Origin of the sequence: Mycoplasmopsis agalactiae 14628 (assembly GCF_000266865.1) — a bacterium.
Lineage (GTDB): Bacteria > Bacillota_I > Bacilli_A > Mycoplasmatales > Metamycoplasmataceae > Mycoplasmopsis > Mycoplasmopsis agalactiae_A.
In genome coordinates this window covers 1-16137 of the sequence record NZ_AJPR01000011.1, presented here as the reverse complement: position 1 = coordinate 16137, position 16137 = coordinate 1, and the positions used below count along the sequence as shown (strand labels likewise).

Annotated in this window: 15 protein-coding genes and 1 tRNA gene; 11 read left to right on the top strand and 5 right to left on the bottom strand. The window is 30.7% G+C overall.

Translation table 4 applies throughout. The features are described from left to right. The first annotated feature begins 63 nt into the window (after positions 1–63). The 11 genes from cmk to MAGB_RS02045 all read left to right on the top strand — a co-directional run bounded on the left by cmk (position 64) and on the right by MAGB_RS02045 (position 9121). Entirely contained in the window at positions 64–729 is a 666-nt protein-coding gene (cmk, locus tag MAGB_RS02095; protein ID WP_004024159.1) for a (d)CMP kinase, read from the top strand. Between the two features lie 2 nt (positions 730–731). Beyond that, positions 732–2042 carry a ribosome biogenesis GTPase Der gene (der, locus tag MAGB_RS02090; protein WP_004024158.1) on the top strand — a complete coding sequence of 437 codons (1311 nt, stop codon included), beginning with the start codon at positions 732–734 and terminating at the stop codon, positions 2040–2042. Positions 2043–2219: 177 nt separating this feature from the next. Next, positions 2220–2507, top strand: coding sequence for a 4'-phosphopantetheinyl transferase superfamily protein (locus MAGB_RS02085; RefSeq protein ID WP_235750733.1), 288 nt, complete (start codon positions 2220–2222; stop codon positions 2505–2507). Between the two features lie 9 nt (positions 2508–2516). After that, positions 2517–3257: a lysophospholipid acyltransferase family protein gene (locus tag MAGB_RS02080; protein WP_004024156.1), complete on the top strand. Its 741-nt coding sequence runs from the start codon at positions 2517–2519 to the stop codon at positions 3255–3257. Beyond that, positions 3250–4011: a segregation/condensation protein A gene (locus tag MAGB_RS02075; RefSeq protein ID WP_004024155.1), complete on the top strand. Its 762-nt coding sequence runs from the start codon at positions 3250–3252 to the stop codon at positions 4009–4011. The genes MAGB_RS02080 and MAGB_RS02075 overlap by 8 nt, the downstream gene beginning before the upstream one ends. After that, positions 4001–4579, top strand: a complete 579-nt coding sequence (gene scpB / locus MAGB_RS02070; RefSeq protein ID WP_004024154.1) for an SMC-Scp complex subunit ScpB — start codon at positions 4001–4003, stop codon at positions 4577–4579. Before MAGB_RS02075 ends, scpB begins: the two co-directional genes overlap by 11 nt. Before the next feature lie 11 nt (positions 4580–4590). Further along, positions 4591–5445, top strand: a complete 855-nt coding sequence (locus MAGB_RS02065; RefSeq protein WP_004024153.1) for a pseudouridine synthase — start codon at positions 4591–4593, stop codon at positions 5443–5445. Between the two features lie 5 nt (positions 5446–5450). After that, a complete protein-coding gene (locus tag MAGB_RS02060) occupies positions 5451–5756 on the top strand; it encodes an Asp-tRNA(Asn)/Glu-tRNA(Gln) amidotransferase subunit GatC (RefSeq protein WP_004024152.1) in 306 nt (101 codons plus the stop codon). Continuing rightward, positions 5756–7069 (top strand): amidase family protein, encoded by a 1314-nt coding sequence (locus tag MAGB_RS02055; RefSeq protein WP_004024151.1) that lies wholly within the window; start codon positions 5756–5758, stop codon positions 7067–7069. Before MAGB_RS02060 ends, MAGB_RS02055 begins: the two co-directional genes overlap by 1 nt. Then, entirely contained in the window at positions 7062–8483 is a 1422-nt protein-coding gene (gatB, locus tag MAGB_RS02050) for an Asp-tRNA(Asn)/Glu-tRNA(Gln) amidotransferase subunit GatB (RefSeq protein WP_004024150.1), read from the top strand. The genes MAGB_RS02055 and gatB overlap by 8 nt, the downstream gene beginning before the upstream one ends. 161 nt (positions 8484–8644) lie before the next feature. Next, a complete protein-coding gene (locus tag MAGB_RS02045) occupies positions 8645–9121 on the top strand; it encodes a variable surface lipoprotein (protein ID WP_004024149.1) in 477 nt (158 codons plus the stop codon). 21 nt (positions 9122–9142) lie between these two features. On the opposite strand, the gene MAGB_RS02040 is transcribed toward MAGB_RS02045, so the two are convergent. The 5 genes from MAGB_RS02040 to mar form a co-directional block, all read right to left on the bottom strand. Next, the gene (locus MAGB_RS02040) at positions 9143–11560 is read right to left on the bottom strand and encodes a UU173 family protein (RefSeq protein ID WP_004024148.1); all 2418 of its coding nucleotides are present in this window, start codon (positions 11558–11560) and stop codon (positions 9143–9145) included. A 104-nt stretch (positions 11561–11664) separates the two neighbouring features. Next, on the bottom strand, positions 11665–12858 hold the full coding sequence (locus tag MAGB_RS02035; protein WP_004024147.1) for an MAGa8260 family lipoprotein: 1194 nt from the start codon (positions 12856–12858) through the stop codon (positions 11665–11667). 139 nt (positions 12859–12997) lie between these two features. Next, positions 12998–14842, bottom strand: coding sequence for a ribonuclease J (locus tag MAGB_RS02030; protein ID WP_004024146.1), 1845 nt, complete (start codon positions 14840–14842; stop codon positions 12998–13000). A gap of 171 nt (positions 14843–15013) precedes the next feature. Then, a tRNA-Lys gene (locus MAGB_RS02025) sits at positions 15014–15089 on the bottom strand. A gap of 91 nt (positions 15090–15180) precedes the next feature. Beyond that, on the bottom strand, positions 15181–15930 hold the full coding sequence (gene mar, locus MAGB_RS02020) for a variable surface lipoprotein promoter DNA invertase Mar (protein WP_004024145.1): 750 nt from the start codon (positions 15928–15930) through the stop codon (positions 15181–15183). Positions 15931–16137 lie beyond the last annotated feature (207 nt).

The following is a 16137-nucleotide window of genomic DNA, read 5'->3' as shown; positions in this document are numbered from 1 at the left end:
ATAGTGCATAAGAGCGTTATTTAATTTATAATTAAATAATGTAATTTAAGACAGGGAGTTTTTATGAGCAACAAAATAAATATAGCAATAGATGGGCCATGTGGAGCCGGCAAGTCCACTGTTGCTAAAGAGGTGAGCAAGAAGTTAAAATATGTTTTTATAAACAGTGGTAGTGTTTATAGGGCAATAGCACTTAGTGCAATAAGAATGGGTGTTGATTTTGATGTTGAAAATGAAGTATTTAAGATGCTTAGCAAGATTGAAATTGATTTAGATGAGCATGAAAACATTTTTCTTAATGGTGAAAATGTATCTGAGACAATTAGGGACGACAAAGTTGCTAAGGCTGCTTCAAAAGTTGCTCAATATCCTTTAATTAGGCACTATGTTGTTGAATTTATTCATAAGATAACTAAAAAATCTAAGGGTTATATTATGGACGGTCGTGATACAACCTTTAAGCTAATGCCACATGCTGAATTAAAAATCTTTCTTACCGGAACTCCTGAAATAAGAGCAAGAAGAAGAGCACTTGAGAATAAAGACAAAGGTTTTGAGACCAACTATGATGTTGTTTTAGCAGAAGTCAAAGCGAGAGACTATGCTGACCAGCACAGAGAAACTGACCCGCTTCATATTACTGATGATGCAATTGTAATTGATTCAACAGATATGAATTTTGATCAAGTTGTAGATAAAATTGTTAGTTTAGCAAAAGAAAGAATGTAGTTATGAAAAAGAATGTAATTGCAATTATCGGAAAACCTAATGTTGGTAAAAGTACCCTATTTAACAGGCTTGTTGGTAAAAGGAGTTCAATAACTTTTGATAGACCTGGAGTAACTAGAGATAGACTTTATGAATCGTTTACATGAAATGGCAAAGAGATTAATGTAATTGATACTGGCGGTATCCAAATTGAGAAAAAAGACTTCCAAGATCAAATATTAATTCAAGCCAAGATAGCTATTGAAGAAGCAAACGTTGTTATTTTTATTGTTGATGGACAAGCCGCTATTACTTCTGATGATAAGATGATTTATAGCATGTTACAAAAGTCTGGCAAGCCTATTATTGTTGTTGCTAATAAGCTTGATAATATTTCAAAATTTGATTATGGATGATATTCATTAGGCGCTGATCATGTTTTTAGAATTAGTGCACTTCATGGAAACGGAATTGGTGATGTTTTAGACCAATGTCTTAAATATTTAAATTTTGACACCGACAATGTTAGTCCTTATTTTAAGCTTTCTATTATTGGGCAACCTAATTCTGGAAAAAGCTCACTTTTAAATGCTATTACTCATGAAAATAGGTCAATTGTGTCTGATATTGCTGGCACAACAAGGGATAGCGTGAAGAGTGTGGTTGAGTTAAGAGGTCACAAAATTGAGATAATTGATACTGCTGGAATTACTAGAAAAAGCAAAATTGATGACACTGTTGAACATTTAGCCCTTAAAAGAGCAATGTCATCTCTTGACGAATCTGACTTGTCTATAGTATTAATTGACTCAACTAGAGAGTTAGCTCACTTTGATGCTAGAATAATTGGATATGCGCTAGAAAACAATAAACCGATAATTATTTGTGTTAATAAATGAGATTTAATTAATAAGACACAAGACACAATGAACGAATATAGAAAAAAACTTAAAAATCGTTTTCATTTCGTGCCTTGAGTTCCTGTTGAGTTTATCTCAGCTAAGACAGGTTCTAGAATTGACAAACTTATTGACATTGTTTTAAAAGTTAAAGAAAACTTAGAAAGAGAAATTAAGCCTTCAGTCTTAACAAACTTGATAAGAGAAAGCCAATTAATTCAGCCAGCCCCTCCATATAATGGTGGAAGATTAAATATTTATTTCGCTAGAAAAACAGAAAACAAAATTCCTACATTTATCTTTTTTGTTAATAACAAAAAATTTGTCCACTTTAGCTACCAAAGATTTTTAGAGAAACAAATTAGACAAAATATTGAGTACACTGGATGCCCAATAAACATTATTTTTAAAAATAAATCAAACGAATTTGAATAAGACTAAATTTCCTAATTTGCCTATAAAACAGGCAAATTATTTTTTTATTGTAAGCTGGTATTTATGAATTAGACGGCTTATTAAAATTTAAATAATATATGCTTTTTGTTTAATAGAGAAATAAAATTTCATTTAATTTATAATTTTATTATGTTTAATCATAATATAGGCTTAGATATGACAAAAATAAGCCGTTTTCAAGAGCTTAAAAAAAGCACAATTATACGTATTTTAAGCGCTGAAGAGTTTATTGAGTTTGATGAATTAAAATCGGATTATGAAAAACAAAAGTTTTTAGCTACTCGTTGGTGTATCAAAGAGGCTATGTTTAAGGCTGACAATGCAATACCTGCTTTTGATAAGATAACGATTATAAAAAAGCAAGGAGCTTATATACATTCTGATTTTATGATATCAACAACAGACGAAGATGACTTGATAATAGCAGTAGTAGTGAAAAAATAGGAGTGTTATATGTTTATAATAAAAATGATCTTTCTTTGATGATTAGTTTTATGATACTGATGAAGAATAAATGCTTTTGCTAGAAAGTATAAAAAAGATCCAACATTTTATCATCCACAGCAAAGAAGTGACTGGCTTTTGAAAAAAGCTAGATTTTTCCTATGACTTTTTGGTGTTAAATTAGTTGTTGAAGGGTATGACAATATTCCCAGAGGTGCTGTAATATTGGCTCCAAATCATAAATCAAACATTGATCCAGTTTTGGTTTTATGCGCACTTAGAAAGCAAACTAAAGAAGAAAGTGCTAGAAATAAAATTCCAACATTTTTAGCAAAAGTGGAGCTAAGCAAGAAAAGAACTATCAGAAATTTACTAAGCCTAATTGACACAATTTATGTTGACAGAGACAATCCGCGTGATGGCATTAAGAAAATAAATGAATTTGGAGCTTTTGTTAAAAAGAATTCTACTTGTGGCGTTGTTTTCCCTGAAGGAACTAGAGTTGAAAATGATGAACTAGGTGATTTTAAAGCAGGAGCATTTAAGATAGCTGTAAGCAATTACTTGCCTATTGTGCCTGTTGCTATTTCTGATTCTCGTGATGGTTTGAATGTTAAAAGAATGAAATCAATTAAGATTAAGGTTACATTCTTGCCTGCTCTTAAACCAGCATCATTTATTACAATGGAGCCTGTAGTTATTGCTGAAAATGTAAAAAGTATGATTAAAGGAGCATTAAGAAATGAATAATGAAGCCTTGCAATCAAACAGTGAGAATAAGTTTGACATTAAGTTAGAAAACTTTGATGGGCCTTTAGATTTATTACTGGCTTTAGTTCAAGAAAAAAATGTAAACATAATGGATGTTGATGTTTTTGAATTAGCTACTGCTTACTTAAAAATAATTGAAGATTTGCAAGAAAATGAAATTGATGTTGCAAGTGATTATTTAGTCATGGCTGCAACATTATTAGCACTTAAAACCAAAATGCTTTTGTTTACCCCTGAGCAAAAACCAGAAATTGAAGAAGACAAACGAGAATTGCTTCGTAGGCTTTATGAATACCAACAAATTAAAGAGGTTACTAAAGTATTGCGTGAGCAAGAAGAGTCTAGAAAAGAGATTTTTATCAAAAGTCCTAGTAACATTGATGAGTTTTTGGTTGATGATGATAAAAGTGCGCTTGATGGCTCAAGCAATCCGCTGAAGCTAATTACTGTTTTAAGAAAAATGTTTGAAAGAACATATGCACAACAACTTAGAAGGACAAAATTAGAGACTTTTAATCTAACACCTAAAGACCAAATACCGTTTATTTTAAATTTGTTCGATTCATGTGACAAAGTTACATTTGAAATGATTTTTAGGCAACCTAGTTTGAATCATTTTGTAATTACATTATTAGCTGTGCTTGATTTATCAAGAAGACAAATTATAAGAATGTATCAAGATAATCAATTTGGTGAAATTAGGTTTGAAAAGGGGCCAGAGTATGAAAAATAAGATTTTGGAAGCATTATTATATGTTCAAGGCGACGAAGGTCTTACTTTAGAGCAAGTTAAGGACATTTTTGGATTAAACACAATTTCAGAAGCTAGAAAAGTCATGAATGATTTTGTTAGAGCATATAATGACGAAGACAGAGCACTAAAAGTTGTTAATTTCAATGAAGTCTTTAAGCTAGCAACCAGAGAGGCTTACAAAGAATATATAAACAAAATGGTGCAAGTTGTTAAAAAACACCGTTTATCAAATGCTGCTATCGAAGTGGCTGGAATTGTAGCTTATAAACAACCTGTTACTCGTTCACAAATTAACAATTTAAGAGGTGTTGCTAGTGAGCAAGTATTAAACACTTTGCTAACTAAAGGAGTTGTTGAAGAGGTTGGAATTAGTCCTACGCCGGGGAATCCAATCCTTTACGGCGTGACAAACAAGTTTTATGATTATTTTAAATTAAAGTCAACTTATGAGTTGCCTAAGTTAACTGAATTTAACTATTCTGATGGAACAGAGAATGAAGCAAAAGACTTTAATTTATTTGACGGCATAAGAGTTGATGTTGAATAAGGAGGGGTGCTGTGCATAAGTTCATTGCCCAAAGCAGTGATAATGGAAGAAAGTTAATAAAATATATTAGCTCTCTTTTTAAAAATTTACCAGAAAGCCGAATTTATAGGCTTTTTCGTCAAAAGAGTATTAAGGTAAATAATAAAAGAATTGCTGACAGTAATTATGTTGTCAAAGAAGGTGATGAAATAATTATTTATGGCATAAAGGATGAGGCATCATTCATTATCTATGATAATTCATGAAAATTGGATTCTGAAATTGTGTATGAAGATGACAATATTTTGCTTATTAATAAAAAAGCAGGGATTATAGTGCACGGGGATTCTAATTGCTTGGATAATCAAGTTATCAGTCATTTAAAATTTAAGCAAAACTCAGCTTTTAGGCCTAGTCATGTAGGCAGGTTAGATAAGTGAACCAGCGGACTTATAATGTATGCTAAAAATTATCAAGCATTAGCTGAATTAAACCATAAAACAGAGTTTTTGGACAAAATTTATGTTTTAAAAAGTGATTATAATCCCCATGATGAAATTGTTTCTGTTTATATTCATCATGATGAATTGCAACAAAAAATGGTTGCAACTAAGAATATGCAGCATCCTGATGATAAAATAGCCAAAACAAGGTTTTTTAAAAAAGATAATAAATTATATGCACAATTGTTCACTGGCAGAAAACATCAAATTAGAGCCACGCTGGAATATCTCGGATATCCAATATATGGGGACATAAAATATGGTTCAAAAGTAAAAGGAGCCAAAAGAGTTTATTTACACTGCTATAAGCTAAAATTTAATAATTTATCAAAGCCATTAGAGTATTTAGATGGCAAAGAATTTGAATGCAGAGAAGAATGGTAGGCTATATGAAAGACAATATTAAAGAAGAGTTAAGAGAAATAGCATCATCATTAATGTTTAAAATTGATGACAAGGTTATGGACGACATAATGGCGCTTTGGGCAGACTTAAATTCTAGAATTGCGTGATTAAAAGATATTGATACAACTAATGTGTTGCCTCTAAGTCATATAAATGAAGAAAAGTTCACTGATTTTCTAAGAGAAGATGTTGAAAACGAGTCAATTGTTACGATTGAAAAACAAGAGTTGTTAGCTAATGCTGCTGATTATGATAGTGACTACATATTGACTAATAAGGTTGTAAAATAATGGAATTAGTAAATAAAGGCAATTTTGAAAAAGCATTTGAAGAGTTAAAAAACAACAAGAATAATTGTGTTTCTAGTTTGTATGATGAAAAGAAAAAAGTTGGCAACGGTATCTTAAATGAATGTGTGTTTACTATTAAAGATAACTATGCTACAGAAAGTAAAAAAGCTACTGCTTCAAGCAAAATTTTGGAAAATTTTATGCCTCACTATAATGCAACTGTAGTTCAAAAATTATTAGATGCGGGTGCAGTGCCAGTTGCTAAAGTTCACTGTGATGAGCTAGCCTTAGGAGGAACAGGAAAGCATAGTGCTTTTGGATTAATAACTAATCCATTTGATTCAAGTAGGTTAGCAGGAGGATCATCTAGTGGATCTGCAGCGACATTAACCAAAAATATTGCATTTTCGCTAGGTTCAGACACCGGAGATTCAGTTCGTTTGCCCGCTAGTTATAACGGAATTGTTGGATTTAAACCAAGTTATGGAGCAATAAGCAGATTTGGATTATTCGCATTTGCTTCTAGCTTAGACACTGTTGCATATTTTGCTCATAATGTGAGTGATATAGCTACTTTGTCACGCGTAATGTTTGGCAAAGATCCTAGAGATATGACTAGCTTAGATATCAAGATTAATGATGTCAACAAGCTCAAGCCACAAAAAATAGGAATGCTGAATGTTCACGGACTTGAAGAGTTTGTTGATAAAAAATATAAAAAATTAATGAGTCAGCTTTCAAAGGAAACTAATGTTGAATTAGTTGACATTGATGAGACTCTTTTTAAAGCTATCAAACCTGTTTATGAAATTATTTCTTATTCTGAGGCTTCAAGCAACCTTGCAAACCTAAATGGTATTGCTTTTGGGTCTAGAAAAGATGGAAGCAATTGAGAAGAAATAATGACAAACACAAGAGCAGAAGGCTTTGGCGAAATGGTACAACTTAGGCTCGCACTAGGATCATTCTTTTTACATTCTAAAAATCAAGAAGAAATGATTTTAAAGGCGCAAAAAGTTAGAAGATTAATTAAAGAGCATATTGATAATATTCATAAGCAATTTGACATCGTTATTTATCCTTGTGCTGCTGATTATGCGCCTTATATTGATGATTCAAAAAATAAATCGCATGGCTATATGGACTATATTTTAACCGGAGCTAACCTTGCCGGGAATCCTTCATTGTCGATTCCTTGAATTAAGGATGATTTATTTGTTAACTTATCAATTGATTCAAAAATTTATGAAGATGAAAAGTTGTTGTCGCATGCATTATGAATTGAAGAGTTTTTAAAGGAGAATAATGAATAATTTTGAAGCAATTATTGGAATTGAAATTCACCTTGAGCTCAATACTAAAACAAAAATGTTTTCACCTTCAAAAATTGACTTTAATGCTGAAGCCAATAGTACTGTAAATCAGATTGATTTGGGATATCCTGGCACTCTTCCATTGCTTAATAAAGAAGCAGTTATTTCAGGGATTAAGTTAGCTAAAGCATTAAATATGATTATAGATAGTGAGCTACACTTTGACAGAAAAAATTATTTTTATCCTGACTTACCTAAAGGTTATCAAATAACCCAGTTTTATAGGCCTATTGGTTCAAATGGATATGTTGAAATAAATACTGATTTAGGCACTAAAAAAATAAGTATTGAAAGAATTCATTTGGAAGAAGATACAGCTAGACAGTATCATGGTGAAAAAACCAAATTAGATTATAACCGTGCAGGAGTTCCACTAATTGAAATAGTTTCAAATCCAGTAATAAGTAGTGCTGATGAAGCTGTTGCTTATGTGGATATGATTAGAAAAATTGCTCTTTCATTAAATATTTCTAGTGCAAAAATGGAACAAGGTTCACTAAGAGCAGATATTAATATTTCGCTTAGGCCAAAAGGATATAGTAAATTTGGAACCAAAGTTGAAATAAAAAATATGAACAGCTTCAGGGGCATTAAGAATGCAATTGAATATGAAATAAAGTTACAAGAGCAGAAGATTTTGACTAATGAGCCTATTTTACAGCAAACAAAGCGATATGATGAAGAGACTCAAAGCACAATTGTAATGCGTACTAAGACTGGAGCAATTGACTATAAATACTTTCCAGAACCTAATATTCCATTTATTAAATTAAGCGATGAATTTATTAATAATGTAAAGCTAAATGAACTTCCTTGAGAGAAGGAAAACAGATACAAAAAAGAAGAAATTCAAGACATTTATATCAAAAGCTTAACTAATGACATTGAGTTAGCAAACTATTTTGATTCTATTAAGTATGCAGATAGAAGCAAATTAAGCAAACTATTTTTTGCTGAAGTTGTTTCGTTAGCTAACAGCAAAAATATTAAGGCATATGAATTAAATATAAAAACAAGTGATTTAGAAAAAGCAATTGATTTGCTGGACAAAGAAATAATTTCTGGCAAGTCATTTAAAAAAATAGTGCCTTTATTAGTTAATTTTGATGATGATATAAACCAATTAATAAAAGAGCATGATTTAGAACAAATCAGTGATGAAAACATCATAACTAATTGAGTTAATGAAATTATTGCAAAGAATGAATTGCTTGTGTCCGAGTATACTGAACGCAGTGAAAAAGTAATTAAATTTGTTTTAGGAAACATAATGAAGGTTTCGGGTGGCAAAGTTAACCCACAAAAAGCAAATGAAGTGTTACTAAAAATTTTGAATGAAAAATTTAAACAATAAATCTGGTCTTCCAGATTTTTATTTTTTTAAATGTGTATGGAAACATATTGCTATAAATATGAAATGCATTCCATACTAAGATATTGATAAATGTGTTTTCAGTATACTAATTCGCGGACTTAGTAAAGTTCACTATTCTATATTTTGATTTGAGAGGACAAATGAAGAAAAACAAATTAATGCTGTTAGCAGCACCTGCAACTTTATTTGCTGCACCAATAGTGGCTGCATCATGTACTGACAACACAGCAGAAATGAACAAAAAAGTAGAGAAAAAAGAAGAAAAGAAAATGGACATGACTCCTAAAAAGGAAGTAATGGAAAACACTGAAAACAAAATGGAAGGAAAGGATAATAAATCTTTAACAGCAACACCTGAGAAGAAAATGGAAGAATCTCCAATGACTCCACCAAAGCCAAAAACAGTGGCAAATCATTTATCATCTAGTGATAGCATTTTTGAATCGTGATATACTGGTGAAATTGTTAAAGAGGTAAATTCAAAGAAAGACAAGAAAACAAAAATGGCTTCTTCAGAAGAAGTTAAAATCTTCGATGGCTTATACCCAAGTTTAAAGATCAAAGATGAACCCAAAGCCAAAGTTGTTGATCCTTGAACAACTTGAGAAATAATTTAATATGAACAATAAAAGAGCATCCTATTTCTTGGTTGCTCTTTCTTTATAGTTAACAACTTCAATTTGCCATTTATGCCTGTTTAATAGGTATTGACGGTTGCTGTCGAATGTATATTTTAATTCGTTTATTTCTGGGAAAATGTCACCAACAATTTTTTCAATGAAATTAAAAGTCATGATCATTGCTAAAACGTCATTGTGGCAATATTTCTTTAAGTTTGAGAGATTGTCTTCTCAAACATTGCCATCAATTAAGTTAGCATATCTTTTTATGGCTATTTCCATGGCTTCAGAACCGTTATGAACTTTTTTAAGGTCAGGATAAGGCGTTATCATATGTTCTAAAAGAATCTTTTTAGCTGTTATTAAATGCTCAACTTTTTTAATAGATCCCATGCCCTTTAAATCTTTCAAAAACACATTTAAATTAAGAATTGATGACATTGCTGAAGTTTGAACTTCAGTAAGATTTTCGAGTCCTTTTATGGTTTGATTATCAACATCATTAATTGTAAAGTTAATAAATTGTTTATCAACTTTTGGTTCTATAATAAAGCCTTTTTGGCTAAAAGTAGTGACTGGATTATGCTTGCTTTTTACATTCGAATTAAGTTTTGATTCATCTATTGCTATATGAATATTTTGGTAAATTTTACTATCATCAAATTTCATTTTCTTACTTGGTCTTGAAAATAACTCATATAAATCTATGGTTCTGCTATTGATATAGTTAGCAAAAGTCATAACATCATCAGGCTTTATTGATAGTGTTTCATTTAGTTCTTTAATAAAACTCTTATCAGAATTATGATTTTGAGCTCAAGTAGCTATTTCCATATTGCGTGTATTTTCGAAACCTTTGTTATAGACAATATATCTATCTCCCTGTCTGTCATATAAATTTTTTAATATTGAAATTAAGTTATAAATTGATATGTTTTTAGGGTCATAAACTATATCTTCTTGAGTATTTTCTATAATTTTTCCATTAATTGTGTCAATGATTGATACCTGGTTAACTATTTGTGAATAAGGTGAAAAATCATCAATTACTGGAAGTAAACTCATAAATGATTCATAGTCATATCAAACTATTTTTTGGTCTTTAATATGTAGCTCACTGAGATATTTTTCAATAACAAGTGATTTGACAAAATCGCCTGTTTTATAGGCTTGTTGAACTTTTTCGATAAAGTTTTCTTTAGCTTTATTAAATGTTCTGCCAGCTTGATTATTGGCTATAAGATTAATTCTTAAGTCAGAAAAAATTTGCCTGTTAAAAATGTTTTCTTTGCCTAGTGAAGCTATCAAATAGTCTTTAGCCAAAAGATCATTTTTGCCAAAATGATTATAGTCACTATTAAGAGCAGTATTATCATCAGTTTCTATATCAAAAAAACTTAGATCAGGTTCAGTTACATAATATGCTCTAATGATTTTGTTGATTATTTTGTCAAAATCACCTAAATATAGTTCTGAATCAAACGATTCATCGACATCAAATTTAAAAAAGTTATTTCTTTTGTCAGCATTCTTAATTGACTTTAAACCATAATTTTTTCTAATACATTCGGAATAATTAAATGTCTTAGACAGTTTACCATTGTGCTGATTAAAACTAAGCTCATTTTTAACTAGTGCTCAGCCTTGATTCATATAATTAAGAAAGGCTTTTCTGTCTTTGAAGCAAGGGTTAATTTTGTCATTCAAAGCCTGTTTTATAGTATCTCAGGCATCTTTATCAAAAGTATATTTGTTCCTTGACATATGACATAATTCAGTGCATACAAATTTACAAACACCTTGAGTTTGTGGCATTTGTGAATCAACAATAATTAAGTAAGCATTATTTACAAGTATGTTTTGTTTTTTAAATATTTCATATGAAAATTTTAATGATAAAAGCGAGTCAATTTTAACATGTGTTGAAAGTTTGGAAAGATATAGTTTGTTTTGTAATTTATTGAAAGCAAAAGGGTTTGTATAAATGACAAATTCGCCTGTTTCATAGCCAAAATAGCCATTTATAATTACATCACATGAAGAATCAGCAAGCAATTTATTTGTTTCATTTATTCTAGCTTTTAAGTCACCTTTAGGTGAAACAATTTTGTATTTTAAGCCACTAAATAATTCGCTAGTTGCTCATAAATTAAGTTGATTTTGGATGCTTGCAAAAATATTTGATTGTGCATTAACAGTTTGCACACTTGTGTCTAAATTTTCATTAATAAGCTTATTTCAAATTGAGCTTCCTATATCTGATTCATCATATTCATCATCCTCTAATAACTCATCTTTTTCATTTGGCAAGATTAAAGGATTTATATAATCTGCCTCAAATTCCTGAGCACTGTGTCATAAAAAGTAGTCTTGGTTAAAGTAAGACTTAACAAATTTAGTTTCATTAATGATTTTAGGCTTGCTTGATTCTGTCATGCTTATCTCCATTAAAATCATAGATTATTATTTGCAATTATGTTATATAAACTAATTAAGTTTGGGAATTAAAAAGCGCAAGCTGTGCTTGCAAATTAGTTTAATTAAGTAAGCCAAGAACGCCTTCAATGTGGAATTACATTTTCTACTTTTTCGGAAATGTCTGGAATTAAGTCATCATATGGGGCTTCTGCTTCTAAAGTAAATGTTATCTTAGGTTTGCCGCTTGTGTCTCGATCAATATTTGTATATATATCTTGGATTCCAGCATTTACAGTAAGAATTATTTTTACTTTTAACATGTCTTTTTTATCAGCATTTTTATAAAGATAAACTTTTAAATTATCATCAGTTGGATCACTGTAGATGTTGCGGTAGTCCTCGAACAAACCAAAAAATGGATAGACTATTGCACCATGTTTATGTGATATTATGTCACTAAGAGTTAGCTTTTGGTTGTTGGTTTTATATATCTCAAGATAATCATTTGCATTGACAGATATTTGTTTTGATGCATTTGGCAAAGCAAGAAGTCTTTTAAGAACTGTTCAGCCATTGCCATTAATTTCAACTGGTGTAGGGCTATCGTTTACATAGTTTCTAAGTACTTTTCTTGCAATATATTCGTAAAGACTAGTTCCTCTTTCATAAGATTTTAGCAAGTTTTCCTTACCATAATGTAGATTTATAACATTTTTATTGCTATCCGATGCATCGAATTTCTTAAATCCAGTAAATTCAAGTTTCTGAAAGTATTTGTTGCCTTCATTGTTCTCAATATTTGATTCGGGTTTATGAAGAATTTGAACAACAAGAGTCAAGGTACCTTCTAGGTCATTAAAGCCAGCGCCAACTATTTTAGCTTCATATCTAGAAGTGTACTCAGGATTTAAACTAAGGAAGATTTGCTCCATTCCATTAGCAAAAGAAGGAACCCCGCTTGCAAAAAGATCTTTTTGATTTTCAATAATAAAATCAAAGCCATCTTTAGATTCAGATTCAAAAGCGCTTGATTCAGACTTTTCTTTCTCACTTTTTTCTTTTGCTTCTTTTGCCTTCTTCTCTTTTTCAATATTATTCAAGATTAAGCCACCAAACATTGAAGGAAACATGTTTAAAATTTGGCTTGATAAGCTTGCTTGAGTAACAAATTTATGTCTTGCATCTGAATCATGAGTGTTACTGCTACTTATTAATGATGAGTTATTTTGATTTTGACAGCGAGCTGATAATAAAGGCAATGATATAGGTAAAGCAACAATTGATGATGATAGTACTTTAGTTACAATTTTGTTCATTTACATCCTTAAAATAAGCACAAAAGTAATTTATGATAATTATATATATTTAGCTTTCTTAGATATTAATAATGGAAAAACAAGATAATTTTTTTCAAAAAAAGCACCCCAAAATGGATGCTTTTATAAGTAAATAATATTATTCATCATCAACTTCATCTCTAAAGTCTTCAGTGAATTCATTTGAGGTTCCAAAAATCTCTTCTTGGAGTTCTCTAAGAACTTTTTGGTTAGCCTCTCTTTTCTTAGAATCAATATTTTTGTTTTCAAATTTAATTGTTGCTTTTTCAAAAAGAGGGTCTGTTTCTTCTTTAGTAAATAAGAAGGTAGGAATAATAATTGGTCTACGACGTTTTTCCTTATAAAAAAGGGATTCTAGTCGATCTATTATCAATTGTTTTAGTTCAACAATGTTTCAATTTTGGCTATTTTTAATATGGTAAAGTACAGCGCCATGAGCTATACGTTTAGCCTCTTCAACTAGGGCTAAAGAAGTTTTTACATAAAAGCTTCCCCGACTAATAAGATGTGGTCTGCCGACTATTTCATTTTTTTCTTTGTCAATTGTCATGATGATGTTAACAAAACCGCTGTTAGCTAATTCATTTCTTTCTTTTAGTGTGCTGCCTGTTACACTTAGTGTGGTTGTGCCATCAATATAAATTGGGCCGTATTCAATTTTTTCAGTTGTAGGAACAATTTGGTTATCAATCATATTGAATACTTGACCAATTTCAGGAATAAAAATGTTGTTTTTGTTGACACCATTACGCACAGCGCTTTCACCATGTGCCACACACATTCTATATTCACCATGGTATGGTATAAAGAATTTAGGTCTAGTTAGCTGGAAGATTTTATCATGTTCATGTTTGTAAGCATGACCAGAAGTGTGCAAGTAGCCATCAGGGCCGTTTTCTTTGATAATGGCTCCTAGTTTTGCTAAACGGTTAATAAGAAGTTCAACAACCATTCTGTTACCAGGAATAGGGTTAGATGAAAAGATAACCATATCGCCTTTTTCTATTTTAATATTAGCATGCTTACCATAGCTCATTCTTGATAATGCAGCTAATTGCTCACCCTGACTACCAGTTGTTAAAACAACTAATTGATTTTCAGGAACTTTTGATATTTCTCTTTTTTCAACAAAAATACTTGCCGGAGCCTTTATGTTTCCTAATTTACGGCCAATTTTAATACCTTGAACCATTGAACGACCAAAACAAGCTACTTTTTTCTTTAATTTAACAGCAAGGTCAATGATAGCTTTTACTCTAGTTAAGTTAGAAGCAAAAGCAGTGACTATAATTTTTCTAGTAGCAGAACGCATGTGGCGTTCAATATCTATTAAGATATCGTTTTCACTAGGCGAGTGAAAAGGACGCATAGCATTAGTTGAATCAGACAATAGGACTGTAAGGCCTTCTTTTCCGATAGCATCTAGCTTAGTAAAATCGGTATAGATTTCACCAATAGGGTTATAGTCGAATCTAAAGTCACCAGTACACATAATTGAACCATTAGGTGTAGTAACTCTGATACCAAAAGCATCAGGAATTGAGTGCTGTGCTGTTCAAAAGTCTACTTTTACCTGACCATTGCCAAATTCATGGACAGCTGATTTTTCAATTTCAATAAATTCTACTTTGTGAGTGATTTTGTGTTCTTCAAATTTAAGTTTTAAATATTGAATTGCTATTTTAGGGGCATAAATTCTTTTTAGATGAACTTGCTTAACTAAATAAACAACACCACCAATATGATCCTCGTGGCCGTGAGTAATAAAAAGACCTTCAATGTTGTCTTTTCTTTCTTTTAAGTATTTATAATCAGGAATTATTCCTTTGATACCTGTTGTTGCTGTGTCAGCAAATTTAATACCTGCGTCAATGATTACAATATGTTTGCCGTGCTCAATTATTAAAGTAGATTTTCCTATTTCTTGTACTCCACCTATTGGAATTATGCGTGTAGGCGTCATATAACCTCCGTTGTTAAATATATAATTAATGGTTTGAATTTGATAGAAATTATTGCTTATTTTGTGCAAGCAATAATATTATTCAAATAATACCAAAAAATAATTTTTTACAATAAATTAAAACAATCAACATTTTTGTTGATTGTTAAGGTTCTTATTATATTTAAGATATGGTACGTCGTACAGGGCTCGAACCTGTGACCCGCTGGTTAAGAGCCAGCTGCTCTACCAACTGAGCTAACGACGCATAACAAAAATATTATAAATTAAATTTTATGATTGCAAAATAAAATTGATGATGTATGTTTGAGTAAAAAATTATATTTTTCTTATAAAAATTACTTGCTATTAAGCATTATTTTTCTGTAAATTCGATAGTTTTCATTTTCATCTAATTGTTGGTATGCAAACGTAGTTGCTATACTAGAGTGCCCCATTTGCCTTTGCACCATTTTAGGCAATGCTCCTTTTTTTAGCATAAATGAAGCAAATGATCTACGCAGTGAATGTGGACTATATTCATTGCCTAAAAAGTGCTTAATAGCCTTTGAAACAGTGATATACGACACTGTTTTGATTCTGTCTTTAAACATTTTTAAGTTTTCATAAGTTTCGGCATTATAAAAAACCTGGCGGTTTTTATTGCCCTTGCCATTAACATAGATTCGTTTATCTTCTTCATTAAGTGATTTAAGTTCACCTATTCTAATTCCTGTTTCGAACATAAAACGAATAAGCAGTTTGTAAAACACTATTTTTGGTTTATCTTTATGCATAATATTAGTTCTTCTATATACTTGAGCTTTTGTAAGAACAGGCCTATAAATAGACTGCATAGGTTTTACTTTTAGCACTGTTATATCTTTATAGTTTCTCTTTTGATTACTAAATTTTAAGTATAAAGCATACACTTGTCTGTAAAGACGCTGTGTGTTTGCTTTAAGTTGCTGATTTGTTATTATTTTCATAATAGCAAGATGTTTATTTGTTTCAACTGACAAAATATTTGAAAGAATATTTTTGTAAGCTTCAATTGTGCTTTTTGCTAAATTCTTACGTTCGCAAAATGTAATAAAGGTTTCTACCATATTGACTCCTCTGTTTTTTGTTTTATTAGACTCTAATATTGATAGCCCATTTATATAAATAAGATTATGAATTGTCTAGAAAAATAGTTGATGAATGCTCCATAATTAGAGCCCAATAATTATCTTATTTTAAACTTTGTTATAGTTTGCAATCACCTTTTTGCACATTGGGTTGAATTTAACAGCAGAACTTATCATAAATTCATT